The 19,963-nt window shown below is 43.2% G+C and carries 6 protein-coding genes; all 6 read right to left on the bottom strand.

Annotated features, from left to right (window positions below; all coding sequences use genetic code 11):
- Positions 1–98: 98 nt before the first annotated feature.
- The 6 genes from HCR01_RS01900 to HCR01_RS01870 all read right to left on the bottom strand — a co-directional run bounded on the left by HCR01_RS01900 (position 99) and on the right by HCR01_RS01870 (position 19,962).
- Entirely contained in the window at positions 99–1,682 is a 1,584-nt protein-coding gene (locus tag HCR01_RS01900; protein ID WP_193193956.1) for an HlyD family efflux transporter periplasmic adaptor subunit, read from the bottom strand.
- 155 nt (positions 1,683–1,837) lie between these two features.
- Positions 1,838–4,843, bottom strand: coding sequence for a peptidase domain-containing ABC transporter (locus HCR01_RS01895; RefSeq protein WP_193193954.1), 3,006 nt, complete (start codon positions 4,841–4,843; stop codon positions 1,838–1,840).
- 69 nt (positions 4,844–4,912) lie between these two features.
- Positions 4,913–5,119: a hypothetical protein gene (locus HCR01_RS01890; RefSeq protein ID WP_193193952.1), complete on the bottom strand. Its 207-nt coding sequence runs from the start codon at positions 5,117–5,119 to the stop codon at positions 4,913–4,915.
- Positions 5,120–5,956: 837 nt separating this feature from the next.
- Positions 5,957–8,377, bottom strand: coding sequence for an FG-GAP-like repeat-containing protein (locus HCR01_RS01885; protein ID WP_193193949.1), 2,421 nt, complete (start codon positions 8,375–8,377; stop codon positions 5,957–5,959).
- 264 nt (positions 8,378–8,641) lie between these two features.
- Complete coding sequence (locus HCR01_RS38330) at positions 8,642–10,828, bottom strand: DUF4114 domain-containing protein (RefSeq protein WP_226889029.1); 2,187 nt, start codon at positions 10,826–10,828, stop codon at positions 8,642–8,644.
- Positions 10,829–11,427: 599 nt separating this feature from the next.
- Entirely contained in the window at positions 11,428–19,962 is an 8,535-nt protein-coding gene (locus tag HCR01_RS01870) for a phytase (protein ID WP_193194241.1), read from the bottom strand.
- Position 19,963 lies beyond the last annotated feature (1 nt).

Below are 19,963 nucleotides of genomic sequence, written 5' to 3'. Positions count from 1 at the left end.
TGCACTTTGGATTAGAAATTGGGAATTGGCAATAATTTATTAATATAAACTACAACTTTACTGATTACCTCTTCCCTAATATCTTCTAATCGCCAAGATTAACGTACCTCTTTAAGAGTCTCAACTTGTTTTGTAAACAACTCGGTGAACAGACTCATTACTGTTCGTTCTTCGCGCACTTTAATATTGGCACTAATCGACATCCCTGACTGTAAAGAGACGTTTTCATCCCGAATTTGTAAGGATTGTTTATCTAATTGGATTTTTGCTGGAAATCGATAAAACTGATGTGTTTCATCTGGCGGTAATGCATCTGACCCTATCCCAAGTACTTCTCCTTTGATATCGCCAAATTCGCTGTAAGGAAAAGAGTCAATCCTCACATCTACTTTCATGCCTTTCCGTACAAAACCAATATCTTTGTTAGTGATGAAAACTTCAGCTATGTAGTTATCATTTGGCACAATTTGGAGAAGTTTTTGCGTACTATTCGCCACAAAGCCAGGATTTTTGGCTTGCAAATCAAAAACTGTTCCGGCTACAGGAGCGCGAAGTTCTTGATATTTAACATTTAACTGTGTTTGAGAGATTTTGCTATTGACATCTGCTAAACGCTGTTCATTTTCCAGCACAACTTTCATGAATTGGCTATCGATTTCAGCAATGCTTTTTTTATTGTCACCTATCTTATCTAAAATAACTTTATCAGAAACAGCCACAGTATTATTTAAGTCTTGCCGCCCCTTTTCAATATCAAACTTGAGGCGTTGCCCTTCCTGAAATAATTGTGCTACTTCTGCTGCAAGATTTTGTACTTGTTGCTGTTGATTAAGATACTGAAGCTGAGAAATCCCACCTTCTTCTGCCAAGATTTTAAGTTTATTTAAAATCCGCTCTTGAATGGCTAAACTTGCTTTAGTATCTTCTAGTTTTACTTGATTTTGAGCTAGTTGTTTTTTGGTTTTTTCTACTTCTAATTGCGCTGCTGCTGAGCGAGAGTCTAATTCTCTTTTGGCAACCTGTATACGTTCTAGTTCATCAGCTCCTAATCCTGCACCTGTACCGAAATTTTCTAATTGAGTTCGCAATAATTGATTTTCTGCAACTAACGACGCCCGACTTTTTAGGAGAAAAGTCGCTTCTTGTGATAGTTTACCGCGCAAAAATTGCAGTTCAGATACAACACCGGAACTTGCTCCCATTAATCGGCGATAAATCTGATTTTCTTGAGTTAATGCAGTGCGAATTTTGTTTAAGGAATTTAATTCAGCAACGGTGGCGATGGAGTCGAAAGTCAGCAGTAAATCTCCCGGTTTTACCTCTTGTCCATCTTTTACATAAAGCTCTTTTACTACTCCACTTACAGGAGCTTGAACTTCTTTAATCGTACCTTCAGGCTTTAATTGACCTGTCGCTGGTATTACTTGCTCGATTTTAGCAAAAGAAGCCCAACCAATTCCAAAGCAGGCTAACCCTACTAAAGTCACCATGATTGTACGTGACCAAACTGGAGATTGCCGTAAAACAACGGATTGTTCAAAGTTAGGATTATCGGAGTTAGTTAATGGCTGTTTAGCAGTCTTACCTTGATTTTTAAGTATTTGTGAATCTTGCTTTGTTTCGTTTTTATGCTTGCCGTTTTTATGATTACCGTTGAGTTTATTACCGTTTATGAGAGCCATAATTATTATTAGATGTTGGATGATTGAATTTGAGGATTAGTACTTGTTGAGTTGCTCATTCGTAATTACGTTACTTGTCAATTTTCAGCAGTTTTTCACAACTGACAACTGACTAATATGGGCACGGCGAGAATCTGCTGATGCCGTGCCAATAATTACAAATTTACTTCTTGTTGCTGATACAGGTAATAATAATGACCTTTAGAAGCCATTAATTCTTGATGGCTTCCTTGTTCTATCACCCTGCCACCATCCATTACGACAATGATATCTGCATTACTCACGGTGTTCAAACGATGGGTAATAAAAAATACTGTATCACCTTGAAATGCTTTGGCTAAATTGAGACAAACTTGTCGCTCTGTGGGATAGTCTAAAGCGCTGGTTGCTTCATCTAAAACTAATAATTTTGGTCGTTGTAAAACTGAACGGGCGATCGCAATTCTTTGTCGTTGTCCACCCGAAAGTGCCGCACCACGTTCACCTACCCGCGTATTATAACCGTTGGGCAAGTTCATAATAAATTCGTGGGCAGCGGCAATCCGAGCCGCTTCAACAATTTCCTCGGTTGTCGCATCAGGATTCGTCAAGGCGATATTTTCCTGAACTGTGCCATCAAATAACAGCGAGTCTTGGGGAACTACACCAACTTGTCGCCGTAGTGAATAAAGTTCTACCTTAGAAATATCGTAACCATCAATTAAAATTCTGCCCGACTCTGTTTCGTAAAGCCTGAGCAGTAATTTCATCATCGTACTTTTACCAGATCCACTTTGTCCGACGATGCCAACAAATTTTCCGGGAGCAAATTCTACATTGACATTGACCAGTTGTAGAGGGCCACTTGGTGCAAATCGGAAGGAAACATTTTCATATTTCACTGCTCCAACGATCGCAGGTAAGGGAATATTTTGACGGTCTGTTTCTGCTTCTTGGGGCGTATCGACAATATCACTCAAACGCTCTAAAGACAATGCAGTTTCTTGGAAGCTCTGCCAAAGTTGAGCTAAGCGTAATATGGGACTGGTAACATAACCAGAGATAATCCTAAAGGCAATTAATTCGCCTAGAGTTAGTTCCCCTTGGAGTACCAGATAAGCTCCCACCCACAAAACCATCAAGCTACTGAGTTTGTTGAGAAAGTTACTGGTAGAATTGGCTAGGGTAGAAGTGACAACGGTTTTAAAGCCTGCTGCGACAAAACGCGCGTAACGCTCTTGCCAAGAAAAGCGCGATCGCAATTCAATATTTTGCGCTTTTACCGTTTGAATCCCCGACATTACTTCAACTAAATAAGATTGAGTTTCGGAGTTGCGTTCGGCTTTAGCACGTAATTGTCTGCTTATCGTAGGCGAGGCCATTAAAGTGATTAGAATAAACACTGGAATTGTGCCTAAACCTACCAAGGTGAGTTGCCAACTATAAATCAGCATTACACCTATATAAACTACCGAAAATACAGCATCCAATCCTACTGTTAAAGCAGTACCCGTGAGAAACTGGCGAATATTTTCTAATTCGTTGATCCGAGTAGCCAATTCACCCACCGGTCGGCGTTCAAAATAGCGCAGCGGTAGACGCAATAAGTGGTCAATGATTTGCGACCCCAAACCCATATCGATCCGGTTAGTGGTATCGACAAATAAGTAAGTCCGCAAGGTAGTTAGTACTGCTTCAAATAGTCCTACTACTAATAGCAGAATTCCCAAAATATGTAGAGTACTAATACTATTTTGAGCAATTACTTTGTCAATAATTAACTGGACGACAAGCGGATTTGCTAGGGCTGCTAACTGTACGAAAAAGGAAGCAATAAAGACTTCGATCAGGACTCGGCGGTGACGTGACAAATAAGGCAAAAACCACCGTAAACCAAAACGCTCTTGGGGTGTGTCTTTGGTGGGAGCGAGCAGCAATACCCTGACTTGCGGCGGTAAGTTGGTTTCATCAACATCTAATTGGTCAATAAATTGAGAGGGTTTGCAATGCACGATTCCTTGGGATGGTACACCCACAACTATAGTGCTTGCATCTGCTGCATATAAGACTGCAAAACTATCACCATAGCGAATCAGTGCCGGTGTCGGAATGCGCGTCACTGAGGCGATGGGTAAATCTATCAACTGTGCTTTGAGTCCAATTAACTCTGCTAAATAAGCAGTAACTTGAAAAGATATACTACCCTGGCGTTTAATTTGCTCAGTTAAGATGCGGCGAACTACTTCTCGACGAAATGGTATTTCCAAGTGCTTCGTGAGCATTTGGAAACAGGCGAAGGCTGTATTTAATTCTCCCTTACCGCGCACAAACGGATATTTTTTATGTTTTTGTCTATCTTGTGACGCATAAGGATCTGACTGGGGAACTTCTTCAGTTGAGGCGTAGGGAATTTCTAGATCATCTGCGCCACTTAGTTGGCTATGATTTACCTCAAGCTGTACCTGATGAGTATCTAGCAATAACAAATCTAACGGTCGTATACCAATCAAACGTGCGGGACTTTTCCCAATCACATCAATCACGTCTGTTGCATCGTTTGATTCTAAGCGAGAGCCAGCGGGGAAATTTGTGACTGTACCATTACCACTAACAAACCAAATATTGTCGCTATCCAATTGATGGAATGGAGTTTTTCCTGGCAGGAGGTAATGTACTTTTGCTCCTTCTAAAGCTTTCTCGGTTAGTTCTCTAAGATTTAAAGCAGCATTAGCTTGCTGTGCTAATTGCAAGCTCAGAATATCAAAGACTTCTACCAAATAACTCTGATTTTTGCGAATATTGGCAAAATCTGGGTATGAAGAGAGGAGATTGAAATATTCAGCAGCACTCAAGCTTAAACATACTAGTTCGGTAGAAGCGATCGCTGTCTCACAAGCTACCTGACGTAACAAACCTATTTCGCCCAGAATTGCCCCTGGTTGAAGTAATTTTAAGGTAACTGGTATTTGCGTTTGAGGGTCGTAACCCAACAGGCGCACTTGTCCCTCGTAGATAATTGTTACTTGTTCGGGGAGTTTGTCTTTACCGAGGATTTTCTGACCGATGCGATAGCGCCAAGCCTGTAGTTGTTGTGATAATTTGGCGATCGCCTCCTCTGGTAGTTGGTCAAAACCCTCCAACGCAGTGAGAAATTCAGGTAAGGCATTCTTGGTATAAGTCATATCAAACAAGTCACAAGTTAAAAGTGTGGAGTCAGGTATCTAAAGTTACAAGTTAGGGATGCTAAATCCTTACTCTAACTCTGCGATCGCAGAGCGTGAACGTTGGTCAATCACCTGAGCAATAAACATCTCTTTTACCCACAGCAGTATTTGCTGTTTTACCAGCAGTTGCAAAGCTTTTGTGGTAGCCAGCGCGTGCAGACGCGTATAAGCCCAAAGAGCGACTTTATCTAATTGCAGACCTGCATTCATATCACTTGTTAACAGTATGTTCACCGTTATGAATTGTCTTAAAAAAATTAGCGCAATTTAAGATTGAGTGTAGGTTATCAATTAGTTAATGTTACATAATTTTATACAAATTGCTTTTCTGTATTTAACTTACTTATTAGAGGCATATTTAGTCAAAAAGTACAGTATGAAGGCGCGTTTGTAAAAATTGGCGTTGAAACTGGCTAAATTTTGATATTCTAGGTAAAGCTATCATAATTATCTACCTAAGTAAATCCCTACAGAAATATCGTCACATGAAGAAGTTTAATCTTAGGAATTATTTGTGACAAAGCTTTTAAGAAGGTATGAGGGTACAAGTGACTCAGAATATAGAGCAATGTCTCACGATCAGCTGACGTCTACGCATCCCTAATCAAATAACACTCATTGGCAGTAGTAAACGAATTATAAATTAAATTCGATCTCGCCTAATTAGGTAGAAATTAACACTAAAAGTAGAGTCGGTGATTTTTGTGCCACGTTAGATAAGTCAACCTAATTCATAATTAATAATTACTAATTCATAATTGCAATCAGTGGTAGCTCTGGACCCACCACTGTCTTGAAAAGTTTCCTAGGTTGGGAAACCTGCCTACAGAACTTTTCGCTGATTGTAGACCACTGAAATCATAGATTTCAGCGTTAGCTCTGAACCCATTTAATTATGAATTATGAACTATGAATTAATAATTATTTGGTCAACTATTAAATTTATGTGAGCAAGTCAATAACTGCCTTCAGTAAATTTACTAGTATTAGTGTCGAGTCTGTCCAATATTGTTAGAAATAAAACAACCACAACTTACTAAGCTGTGGTTGTTAAGTTTTTATATCAACTAGCTAAGCAATACTTAAATTCAAGCGGACAATGACATCGTTATAATCATTATCACCGCCACTTGGTAAATCCTCAAAGCCAAAGGTGTTATTGCCTAACAGGCGAATGTGATCTGCCTTATCAGTGTTCGCTCCCAAGAACGTGAAGTAAACCGCCGGATCATTACTGAGATTGCCATCAACAATTGCATCAGGTTTCCCGTTAACAATAATAAAAGGTGCAAAGATAGAACCAGGCTCAAAACTGCCGCTAAAATTTGCTGTACCTTGGTTATTGACTGTCAGGTCAATGCCCACAACACGCGCACGCACGGCGGCTTGAGCATAACCAGTCTGTCCGACGAAAATATCTGCTACTCCATCATCGTTAGTGTCAATACCACCACTCTCATCAGCCACCTGATAGAAGCCAACAAAGTTATTGAAAACTGCTTCTCTGTTGACTACACAATCAGCTTTTACCTTGGTTTTAACCTCGCGCAAATCGATGAGTTCGCCTTGATACTTTCCTTGCAGACCTGTACCCAAAGATATCTCTTGGGCTGTCGCCTGAATATTCACAACCAAATTCTGGAAGCTGATAGAGAATCCATCATCTTCTGTGTTAGTGTTCGTAGCTGAGGAAAACTGGACATTTGAGAAAGAGGTTTTTCCAGACAGTACAGATTGAGTTGTACTATTGGATACCATGTAGAATCTAAGTTTGGTATCAGAGTTGAATTCTACAATATTTTTCAGGTCAGCGGGATTAAAACCATTGGGCAGATTGGCAATAGAGGAGAAAATCACCTTTGAACGCTGGAGAGCCACTAGCGTATAACCTTCTGCACCAGGGGCTATGCCGTTAATCGTACCTTGTTCATCGTCAACGGCAAAGACACATAGTTCATTAATCTCTTTAGAGACGCTGCTTTTAATTTTGATTGAGAGCTTTGCTTTACCACCTTTAACTTTACTTTTGACAGTAAAAACATTCTCAGTAATATTGGTCAGCTGGAAAATAGTTGTCACCTGGGTACTTGTAAAAAACCCAAACTCGTTAATATTAACAGCCAACTCTTTTTCAAAGGAGAGTCCACCAAGGTCAGTAGTGCGGACGCGAATATTGTAAGTAGATTTATTTAGGGAAGATTTAATCTTGAGGCTATTCCCCTCAATGATGAATGCATCATTATCAGTATCGCCACTGCCTGCTACCAAGCTATAAGTGTGCTCATCGTCTAGGTCTGGGTCAATGGTGGTGAAGTTACCGATGATTTTTTGATCATTATCGTCATCATCGTCTCCATCACCACTACCATCATTATCATCATCATCGTCATCATCGTCGTCATCGTCATCATCGTCGCTGATAGCACTCAATACCAAGTCTGTGGGGTTTTCGTTGAGGTCGAAGTTATTCAGCAGCACCGAGACATTGTTGGAATCATAGTTAGCTACAACTAAGTCCAGTTTGTTGTCACCGTCAAAATCTTCTATGGCAACCGACCCAGGACTTGTCCCGACTGTGAAGTTGGTGGCAGTGTTAAAGCCACCCATACCATCATTCAGCAGCACCGAGACATTGTTGGAATCATAGTTAGCTACAACTAAGTCCAGTTTGTTGTCACCGTCAAAATCTTCTACGGCAACCGACCCAGGACTTGTCCCGACTGTGAAGTTGGTGGCAGTGTTAAAGCCACCCATACCATCATTCAGTAGCACTGAGACATTGTTGGAATCATAGTTAGCTACAACTAAGTCCAGTTTGCCGTCATCGTCAAAATCTCCCACAGCAACAGAACTAGGCTTTGTCCCGACTGTGAAATTGGTGGCAGCGTTAAAGCCACCACTGCCATTGTTCAGTAGCACTGAGACATTGTTGGAATCATAGTTAGCTACAACTAAGTCCAGTTTGCCGTCATCGTCAAAATCTCCCACAGCAACAGAACTAGGCTGTGTTCCGACTGTGAAATTGGTGGCAGCGTTAAAGCCACCACTGCCATTATTCAGTAGCACTGAGACATTAGTTGCACCATAGTTTGCTACAACTAAGTCCAGTTGGCTATCAGCGTTAAAGTCTCCTAATGCAACGGAAATGGGATTTGTCCCAACTGAGAAACTAGTAGAAGTGCCAAAGCCACCCATACCATCGTTAAGTAGGAGCGAGACAGTGCTGGAATCATAGTTCGTGACTACAAAATCTAGTTGGCTGTCATCGTTAAAGTCTGCTATCGCAACAAAATAGCTAGATAACCCAGCTGCAAAGTTAGTGGCAGTGCCAAAGCTGCCATTACCATTGTTCAGCAGCACCGAGACATTATTGGAACCATAATTAGCTACCACTAAGTCTTTTTTGCCGTCACCGTTAATATCTTTGACTGCAACGGTACTGGGATTTGTCCCAGCTAAAAAGTTAGTAGCATTTGCAAATGATGCGCTCATGTTGTTTTTATGAATAGGGTGTTAGCTTCCTCACACCTGTTTGTGCTGCGATCGCAAGATAATTAGCAAAGATAATATTCTTTGTCCGTAAGGCGAGGAATGACCCGTACAGCTTATTGTGTCAATCTAGTGAATTGCCTCAGTAAATAAACTGATAAAAAAAACTCCACCCGCAATCAGATGGAGTTTCTCGCCTAATACTTCTCGGTTAAAGAGAGAAGGGGAAAAATCTTGCTCGAAGTTAAGCGAAATAAGCAAGATTTCTTAAGCAATACTCAAATTTACGCGCACAATCACATCGTTGTAATCTTTATCACCGCCATTTAATAAATCTTCAAAACCGAAGGTGTTATTCCCTAACAGGCGAATGTGATCGGTTTTGTCAGTATTAGCACTTAAGAAGGGAAAGTACACTGCTGGATCGTTATTGGCATTACTATCGAGAATTGCATCGGGGCTACCATCAACAATAATAAATGGTGCAAACAAAGAATCAGGCTCGAAAGTGCTGGCGTAAGTTGCCGTACCTTGATTGTTCACAGTCAGGTCAATACCTGCGACTCGTCCACGCACCGCTGCTTCAGTATAACCCGCCTGTCCAACGAGAATATCTGCTGTGCGATCGCCATTAATATCAATACCACCATTCTCATCACTCACTCGATAGAAGCCAACAAAATTATTGAAAACAGCTTCTCTATTGACGACAAACTCAGCTTTCACCTGTTGTGTCACATCCCGTAAATCAATCAATTCTGCTTCTTGCTGTCCTTGCAAACCTGTACCCAAAGGTAATTCTTGGTTTGTTGGTTGAATTTCTACTACCAAATCCTGGAAGTTGAGAGAGAATACTTCATTTTTTGAGGGTTCAACTTCAAAATTTGCCGCTGAGGAGAAAATTACATCTGAGAAAGCAGCTTCTCCAGTCAGCACCCCATTAATACTGCTGTTGCGTACTAAGAAAAACCTTAGCTTCTCACCAGAGTTGAATTCTTGCAGAGTCGCTAAGTCAGTATTAAACCCATTGGGGATATTAGCAAGTGAAGAGAAAACTACCTTAGCTCGTTTAAGAGCCGCTTCGGTATACCCGGTTGTACCAGGAGCAATATCGCCAATCTTACCTTCTGCATCGTCAACGGTAAATACTCCTAGTTCGTAGACCATACTAGAACTTTGCTTTACCAGCTTAAAAGAGAGATTTGTTTGTGTAGTAACATTAATAGTAAAGTTGTTTGGCGAAGCGCTGTAATCTGTGCCATCAGTGATTTTGAACTGGAAGCTGGCAAAATTGTTACCTGTGGCAGTAATATCAGTCTTAAGCTTCAGCTGGCTCAATTTATCCAGCGGAATTATTTGCCCCAATGAGATAGCTTCACCAGAATCTAGAGTATCGTTATCATCGCTATCTAAGAAAAATCCTAACTCAGGCAATGTGATAATTTGTATTGCTTGCAAGCTGTCGCCGCTGTCAGGGTCGCTAAATGCAAAGTCGCTAGGCTGGAAAATGTAGAGGCTGTCGGAATTGATAGTGATAGCTTTGTCAGCAGAAGTCGGAACTGTATTGTTCTCTATGATTTGCAAACCACTGTTTTCATCAGCAATGTAAACATATTTACCCACTACAGCTACACCTAAAGCAGCGCCAGGAGTATCTAATGTATTTTTGAGGAAAGGTGCAGCCGGGTCTGTAATATCAATGATTTGTAAACCACTGGTGGTGTCAGCAACATAAGCATAGTTACCTGCTACAGCCACGTTATAGGCATTGCCAGTAGTATCTAATGTACCTTTGAGAAAGGGTGCAGTCGGGTCTGTAATGTCAATGATTTGCAAACCACTGCCATAGTCAGCGACATAGGCGTAGTTACCCGCTACAGCCACACCATAAGCATTACCAGGAGTATCGAATCTAGCTGTGAGGGAAGGTGCAGCGGGGTCTGTGACATCAATGATTTCTAAACCATTGCCAGCAACGTAAGCATAGTCACTTACTACAGTTACGCCCAAGGCAGGGCCAGTATTTAATGTACCTTTGAGGAAGGGTGCTGTAGGGTTTGTAATGTCAATAATTTGCAAACCACTGGTGATATCAACAACGTAGGCGTAGTTACCCACTACAGCTACATTTAAGGCAAAAATAGTATCGAATGTACTTTTGAGGGAGGGTGCAGCCGGGTTTGTGATGTCGATGATTTGCAAACCACTGGTGGTGTCAGCAACATAAGCGTAGTTACCTGCTACAGCTACGCCATAAGCAAGACCAGTAGTATCTAATGAACCTTTGAGGAAGGGTGCGCTAGGGTTTGTAATGTCAATGATTTGCAAACCATTGTTGGCGTCAGCGACGTAGGCGTAGTTATCCACTACAGCTACACTATAGGCAACGCCAAGAGTATCTAATGTACCTTTTAAAAAAGAATTCAGCACTGATGGGTATGCGGTTATCGACATAGTTTTTATGAACACTAAAATTTATGCACTGTTAAAAACGATTAAGTATAAGAGCGGGTTTTTAGCTATTAAAGTTTAATTTTTATACTATAGCGATCGCTGTCCCACCACAAGCCGCTTTACGTTTACGCTACCTGCTTTTAAGCTGTTAGCAACAGCCTGAAATAATCACGAATTGGTATAAAACTATTACTCCGAGTTCTGAGCACGAAGTTCTGAGTTCTGAGCACGAAGTTCCGAGTTCTGAGCACGAAGTTCCGAGTTCCGAACACGAAGTTCCGAGTTCTGAGCACGAAGTTCCGAGTTCTGAGCACGAAGTTCCGAGTTCTGAGCACGAAGTTCCGAGTTCCGAACACGAAGTTTCGAGTTCTGAGCACGAAGTTCCGAGTTTCAAACACGAAGTTCCGAGTTTCAAACACGAAGTTCCGAGTTTCAAACACGAAGTTCCGAGTTTCAAACACGAAGTTCCGAGTTCTGAAGGTGAAAACTGGAGTTTCAAGCTTTAATAGACTTGCCTTTTATCTTGAAAGGCAAAAAATAACCCCACCCCGCAAGCAGGATGAGGTTATTTAAAATTATCTGATTTTGATATTACCTGGCTAAGCGATATTCAAATTCACACGCACAGTCATATCGTTATAATCTTTGTCACCGCCATTGGGTAAATCCTCAAAGCCAAAGGTGTTATTACCTAATAGGCGAATGTGATCTACTTTGTCTGAATTAGCGCCTAAGAATGGGAAGTAAACCGCCGGATTGTTACTGGGATTACTATCGAGAATTGCATCGGGTCTACCATTAGCGATGATAAATGCTGCAAAGATAGAACCAGGCTCAAAAGTGCCAGTGTATGTTGCCGTATCTTGGTTGTTTGCTGTCAGGTCAATGCCTGTAACACGTCCACGCACTGCTGCTTCAGTATAACCAGTTTGGCCAACGAGAATATCTGCTTTGCGATCGCCGTTAGTATCAATACCACCATTCTCATCAGTTACCTGATAGAAGCTGATGTAATTGTTATAACCAGCATCTCTGTTAACTACAAACTCAGCGCTTACTGGTTGTGTCGCATCGCGTAAATCCAGGAGGTTGCTTTGTGCTAAATTAAGCGGCTTTTCTAACTCCAGAGTGATAATTTCGTTGTTATCAATCCCACCTGGTCGTCCCTGTGAGAAGGGATAATTGTTATCGTTGGCAACTAAAAGCGTTTTGGCATCTAGTACCAATACATCTTCGATAGTTACAAAGGGGAAAGTGAATTTGGTATTGCCGTCTTTATTCAAGTCGTTGGGGTCTTGAATATTCATCAAATCCACGACTTCCTCTTTAGCTACAAAACCATCAGCATCTTTTTTAGACAAGTCAACTTTGAATATCTTCTTGAACTTAGCAGTCTCACCTTGACCACCATCTCGCTCAATTACGAGATATTCATTTGAGTTAACAGCGGTAAAATCACCAATGGCGTAACTTGGGTCATCTAATTGGTAAAAGCCTAATTGACCTTGGAACTGCTCAGATGCTACATCAAATTTGTAGATTCGCAGTGAACCAGCGGGGTCGCCAGTAACAGTACCTTCTAGTAAAGGATACAGAGTTTTCTTGTCGGGACTGATGGCTAGTCCCTCAAATCCTTTGGAACCACCAAGGTTGGAGACAGCAGGTTCACCCGCGAGTTGGTCGCGCACCAGGTCGCCTGTACCGGGGAAGTCAGTGAAGTAGCCATCAACTCCTAAGTCGATGAACTGTTCATATTCCTTTTTCGGGTCGCCGTTGTAATCTGATGCTAAGAAAACCCCTTCGTTGCGGAAGGTGTAAGGATGTACTAACAAGTTAGCATCATGAGCATCTTTCACCAAAGTAGTGGGAGTACCCAAAACTCTATCAGGCTCGCTGATTGTGCCATCACCATTCAAGTCATCTGGTTGACCATCGCCGTTACGGTCAACTGTTTGCGCGGGAACAATCAGGCGCTTGTTGGGGCCAATACCAGCAGCATAAGTAGCGATCGCAGCTAGTTCTGTCGGTTTGGTAAGATCGCCGTAGGTGCGAGAGTCACCACTAACAATAAAATCATAAGGCTTGCCTGTGGCTCCACCAAATAACTGAACTAGTGGCAAATCAATTTCTGCTTTAGGCATGATGTCCTGTTTCAGTTCCTTGAGATTGCCCACCTCAAAGGACTGGATGAATACCCGCTCAGGATCAGTAAACTCTTTAGCAACTAAGGTGTCAACTAGTTTCTGACCTAAGTTGATGCCGATATTTTCAAAGTAGGTGGGGTGCTTGGTTTCTGGGTAAATACCAATTTTGCGACCTGTTTCTGTTTCTACCTGCTTCACCAAATCGATGATTTCTTCGAGAGTGGGAACTTTCAGCTTGTCATTGTTAAATTTGGTTCCCCGGAGTTCAGGTAGACGTTCAATGGCATTCAGGGTTTTCAGTTCTTCCAGAGTTAAGTCTTCTGTAAACCAGCCTGTGATAGTGCGCTCATCAATGACTTTAGTAGTTTTACGGTCGGCGAACTCTGGACGTAGATAGATATCGGTGCTGGTGTCGGTGGTGTTCAGTGTCCCATCGTCATTGATAATTGCTAGAGCGTTTTCGTGACGCGCTACCAAATAACCATCCTTGGTGGCAACTAAATCTGGTTCAATGAAATCAGCCCCATCAGCGATCGCTAGTTTATATGCTTCCAAAGTATGTTCTGGACGTAAACCGCTAGCACCGCGATGACCGATAACTAAAGGCGCATTCCCATCCAAGGTTTGGAATTGTGTCTTCTCTAATACATCAGGATTTTGTGGTGAACGCACAAAATCCCCGGTTAATTGGTCGCGCACCAAGTCGCCTGTACCAGGGAAGTCAGTAAAGTAACCATCAACACCTAAATTGATGTACTGTTTAAATTCTTCTTGTGGGTTGCCGTTGTAATCTGATGCTAAGTAACGTTCTTCATCGCGGAAGGTGTAAGGATGTACTAGTAAACCTGCATCATGGGCATCTTTCACCAAAGAAGTGGGTTCAGTTAGGGTTTTGTCAGCATCGTTGACTACGCCATCGCCATTCACATCATCCGCTTCACCATCGCCATCGGCATCAACACCCGCAACCGAGACAATCATCCGTTTCCAGGGGCCAATACCATCAGCGTAGGTGGCAACTTCCTCTAAGCCTGCGGGTGTCCGCAAATCTGCATAAGTGCGAGAGTCTTTATCAACGACGAAATCGTAAGGCTTGGTTTCAATCAGCGAACCATCGAGATTAACATCAACAGCATCCAATAACTGAACCAGGGGTATGTCGGTTTTCTCATTCAGTTCTTTAAGATTACTGGTTTCAAAGGACTGGATAAATACCCGGCTGGGGTCAGTAAACTTGGTTTTCTCTAAGGTTGCTAACAGAGGTTCTTCTAGAGATAGACCAAGCGCATCGTGATAAGTTGGGTGCTTGGTTTCTGGATAAATGCCAATTTTACGACCTGTATCGGCTTCAGTCTGTTTAACTAACTCGATGATTTCTTCAAAAGTCGGGATTTCATACAAACCGTTAAACGCTTGAGGACGGAAGGCTTGCGGCATAATTGCCCGCAGTGTCTTGATTTCTGCTAGGGTAAAGTCGGAAGCAAAAAAGCCTTCTTCTTCTACACCATCAACGATTTTAGTCGTTTTGCGATCGCTAAATTCTGGACGCTCAGCCACATCGGTGGTATTGATCATATTCGGCTCGTGACGAGCAATCAACACACCATCCTTAGTAGAAACCAAGTCGGGTTCGATGAAGTCAGCACCGCGTTCAATCGCCAACTTGTAAGCGCCTAAAGTATGCTCTGGGAGTTCTCCACTTGCGCCCCGGTGTCCAATCACAATTGGCGGTTTACCACCGAGTGTGTCGAGATTAGTTGTATTTGGTGTGGCAACGGGAGCATCTAGCAGCTTGCCATTGGCGTCGAAGTGCAACACGTAAGGGCCAAATTCATCACCAATCCAGAATGTGCCATCGGCAGCCATTGCTAAAGATTCTACATCGAAGTCTGCACCAGTTAAAAGGCGTTCTTCAGTGTTTTCATTAACAATGTCGAAAGGTACTTTCTTGTCAGGGTCAGAAAGCTGGATAAAGTCCAACACCTTGACACTTCCATCACCTTGTGCCTCAGCACCTCGGAAACTGGGGTCAAGGCGATAAATTCGCAGCAGATAATCAGCGCTGTTGCTCTTGCTACCAAAACCGTTGTCAGAAAGGAACCAGAAGGAATTGTCATCAGCAACCTGTACACCACTAAACCCTTGAATGGGCTGTTTAGCAAATGGGACATTGCGTCCGTTAGTACCTGTGATATCGCTACCAGAGGGAGGGCCTTCAGCGAAGGTATCAGCGGGGAGGGAAGCAAAACCTTTGAGTGTAACCTTTTGGGCAACAGGTAGGTCGTTAGGTAGCTCAATGATACCGAGTTTTTCAGGATTCGCGGGAGATACAATGTCAACGGTAAGCGAGCCATCAGGATTTGTTGTTGTTCCTGTAACGCTAAAATCGTTGTCGTTAATGATTGCTAGAGTATTGGGCGCTACTAGTGCTAATCCTTCCAGTTTATCGACTCCAGTGTAACCAAGTTCAGCAGCATTAACGATCAGGCTCTTGCTGACAGGGACAATATCAGCAGCCGCTAACTCGTCAGTGGTTAGTTGTTCAATGGTTTTACCTGTAGGCAACGTAGCCAATTTGGGAGAACTATTGATGTTAGTTGCTCCTGCTAGGTCGATTTGGAAGATTAATTTGTTGGAAGTGGCATCACTCTTGTCATCTCGCTCTATTACAGCAAATCTACCGTTACCTAAAGAGACTGCATCGCCAATTTTGTCAGTGCCTTGTAGTCCTTCTAAGACATAAAGAAACTCACCCGTAACTTTTTTGGTGACAGTATCAAACTCTAGAATTCGCAGGTTTTGAGAATTCTTGGAAGTCGTGTCATCGCTGTCATCTGGGTTATCAATGGGACTTTGGATAAAGGCATAAAGCTTAGTACCCTCTAAGGCTACGCCTTCAAAGCCTCTATTTGCCCGTCTTTGAGCGTAAACAGCGGGAAGTGCAGGTGTACCATAGGATTTACCACCATTTTGAGTCGCATCAGTGGCATCACCTGCGGGGATGAAGCGGTCAATCAGCTTACCGTTGCTATTAAAGTGATAAATCGCCGGACGGTATTCATCCACCATCCAAAAGTCGCTATTTTCTGTAACGACAATTCCTTCCATGTCTGCACCGAAAGGATCGTTAGCTAAGACATTATTGTTCAGGTCAACGCCAATTTCATCAGTGTAGGCGGTATTCTCTTCCCCTGTTTGTAAATTTGGCAGTCCAGTTAACGGAGTTGTGCCATCTTCACGAAATAGCTTGGTACGTTTGGTAATGCTAATCTCACCCGTGGAACGGTTGAGTTCAAAGCTGACTATTTCTGGCTGGTAATCGGGTAATGGAAATGGTCTGCCACTATCAGTATTATCGCCATTGGGGCCGCGATCTGGATGAGTGACAAACTTAAGGTTGCCGTTGGCTGCAATTCCTTGGAAGTACAGACCAGAGAATCCTCCCAAGAAAACATCTTGACCATTGCTAGCAGTACCTAACTTGGGTAGATTTTCAAAATCATAAATAGTCAGCTTAGGCTGGGCAACAGGATTGCGAGGATCGTAACTGGTGGTGTCAATATTTAATGGATTGGGGAATGCGTTGGCGATGTTTTCCCAAGGTACTAGCTTAAAGTTAGAGTTGATATTTGCCAATTCATCTTCATCTTGAACTAACTTGGCAGGGTCATTATCACCATCTTGAGTAACAAATAAACCCTGTGGGAAATTGGGCCCCAGTGGTACGTTAACTACATCTGCACCGTCCGATTCTTGTACGCTGTCAATTGCCCCATTGCTACCAACGGCAAAGTTACCTATATATTCGTTATTACCTTCGCGGGTATAAGCCACAAAGGTGTTGTCTCCTTGACTGGATGCTAGTAGATAGCCAGTACCGTTTGCACCATAGTAGATACTCAGTCCTTCAACATCGTTGGTGAGGTTAGTACCGCCCAAATCTTTGACGCGATCAATTAGTTTACCAGTTGTGCCACCGTCGGGTTCTGCTTGGAACTTCCAAATTCCCACATCTTCTTGTCCAATGTAGAGGAAGCCAGTTTCTTGGTCTACTACCATGCCCTCAGTTTGGGGTTCGCGCTCCTCAGTTGTGGGTATGGTGAATTCCCGCACCCGTTCCACGCCAATCTTGCCATTACCTTTGTCAAGCAGTTTGAACTGAGCCACATCTCCGGTTTCTCGTCGGTTAACAAAGGCATAGTAATCATTAGAGATGGGGCTACGGTACAGAGCAACTCCGTAAGCGCTGCGTTCCGATGGGTCGTAAGGTGGCTCAAAGGGTGGTGCTTGGAAGAGAGTACCAATACTGCTATCGGTGATATCTTCTAGGTACTTACCCTCAGCGTTGGCATTCGGGTTAATCTTGAAGATTGCTAGTTTATCATTTTCGCGATCGCTAGCTACGGCAATATCCACAGATTCATCGCCTAATTTAAAACCGTATTGCAGGTCAATATTGTTGTAGCGTATATCACCTGGATTGACTTCTTGCAACAACTCACCAGACAAGTTATAAACCCTTAACCCGGCATTTTTCACCGCTGTCAATACCAAGCTGTCGGCTGAGTCAGTGGCATTCACATAAATAGCAGGGTCATCAGCATCAGCTCGCCCAGATGTGGGCAGTGTCTCATCATCAAATAAATCAGGACGAGTCTCTACTGTAGGAATTGCGGTATTCACGATGTCTGCACTCAAAGTAAGAATTTGGGTAAATTGGGTTTGGCTGAAGTTGTTGTCACTCACCAGTACAATTGACTGGCTACCATCCGCTAGTTTGGGGCCGAAGGCCAGACCCTCGATGTTATCTGTACCTGTAGGCAAGTTCAACGAGTCAAGATTCAACAGCAATCGCTTCTGGGCTGGTTGGAGAGCAGCCAGTTGAGCTTCGCTGAGGCTTTCGAGTGAGTCGATGGCGCTAATGTCGGTTGCACCTTGTAAGGTAACTTCGTAAATTTTGATGGTGTTGCCTGTACCAGGAACTCCCGCAGAGAAAGAACGCTCTAACGCCAGCAAAGTACCTCGATTGTCAATTGCTAGTAAATCTACTAAGCCATTAGTACTAAATGCATCTGCTGGATTGGGAGGAACTGCTACGGAATCGGTGACATAGAGATATTCTTTCTCTGGTTGTCCCGATAGTAGGTTGTATTGCATAATGCGCGATCGCGTTTCTGTAGTGGTAGTGGCAACTGGCCCATCTTGGAACAGGGCGTTTTCGGTGGCGGTAAATAGGGTTTTTTGGTCGGGTGTAATCGTGAGGCTTTCTAATGCTGCGTTGTTGCGAACACCAGATATTTGAGTATCACCAGCGTTAACAATACCGTCGCCATTAGTATCCTGTACCACTGGTAGGTACTTGCTAGGAACAGATAGCGATCGCACCTCTTGCCCTGTAGTCAACGAAAACTCTTTAACGAAAGGATCACTAACGCGACCTGCATTAAGATTAACTTCACCCTCCGAAGAAATAAAGACTGTGCCGTTATCAGTCAGGGCAATGCCTTCAGGGTCGAGGCTATTGAGTGCAAAGAAGTTACCACGGCTATCTTTCAGGGGGGTGACATTAGTAAAAGTCGCCCCAGTTGTGGTGATGGTAGCTGGGTCAGCAGTGAAAGTATAAAAACGGGCAGGGCCAAATTGCGAGCGATCGTCTGAAATAGCGTAATAGACGTTTTTGGTGGCATCGTAGGTAACACCAGATAGCCCACCCACGGGAGTTTCTACACCATTCACCGCCCCCGCTACACCAGCAGGAATAAAGCCTGTAGTAAATACCGTCTGTCCCTGGAATTCTGCACTAGGAATAGTTTTACCTGCTTCAGTTGCACCAACTTGCACATCTGCGAACACCAGGCGATGGTCGGAACTGGGGAAGGGGAAAGTACCTACCAAGGGAAATGTCGGGTCGGTATTCAGGGGCCAGAATACTTCTGAGTTATTAATTTTCAAATCAGCGGAGGGTAGCACGTAATCTACTCGCAGGTTTCCCGGAGCCGTATCGCCGAAGTCTGCGGTATCAAAACTGGGATTACCCTTTTGACTGGCGTTTGCACCACCTTGTAAGTCTGCTTGTTGAGCAGCACCGGGACTGCTGGGAATAACATTAGTATTAATGCCAGGATTCTGCAACAGTTGCCGAATGGCGTTGTCAAAACTATCACCATCTACGGGGTCTGCATTCTGGTCGCCCATAATCACAAAGCTCGACCCAGCAGCAATACCACCCTTTTTCCCGCCATCATCATAGATGTAATCGCCTTTACCTGGGGTTATGTAGTCTGCCCAAAAGCGGATCTCGTCGTGGTTGCGCTTACCGTTGCGGTCTTCAGCACCATCGAAGGTGGGAGGTGTAGGATGGCTGGCGAGGACGTGAACTGTCTCGCCATTCACTTGGATAGGAACATCCCAGTGACTCTTGGAAGAAAGGCGCAATACTTCTAGTTCGTCCGCAGAATACCAGTCATTCGGTTTGGGTGTTGTGGGGTCATCGGGAAGCAAAGCATTAGGCATATCCTTCCAAAGAAAATTTTGGAAAGTCCGCACATTCTCGGTGTCGATGGGATATTTTGACAGTAGTAACATCCCGTATTGACCAGGAAAATTCCCAAAGCCGATCGCATCATCGCCGTATCCTGGTTCGCCTGGGGTTGTAACCGCTGTACCGTTGTTGTTTAAATCAAACCCAGAGGCAATCCCTGTATTACTAGGAGCAATGTAGATGTAGGGGTAATCAACGGGAGTTGCACCGTTTTGGCTAATAGCAAGGTAATTTTGCTGGAAGAGTTCAACAGTTTGATTAGGATTTTCTGAATCGTAGTCGAACTCATTAATTAGTAGTACATCCGGGTTGCTGCGCTGGATGATTTCGGCAACAGCTTTTGCTTGAGCATTATCAGGAGTAGATAAATCAGTTGTCAACTGACCTTCGGCGTTGCGGTTTAGGGAAGCATTGAACTGAGAAAAGCGAATTGAGTTTGTAGTCACCATA

It is taken from the genome of Nostoc sp. MG11, from assembly GCF_014904695.1.
Classification (GTDB): domain Bacteria; phylum Cyanobacteriota; class Cyanobacteriia; order Cyanobacteriales; family Nostocaceae; genus Komarekiella.
This window is presented reverse-complemented; position numbering and strand designations above follow the sequence as displayed.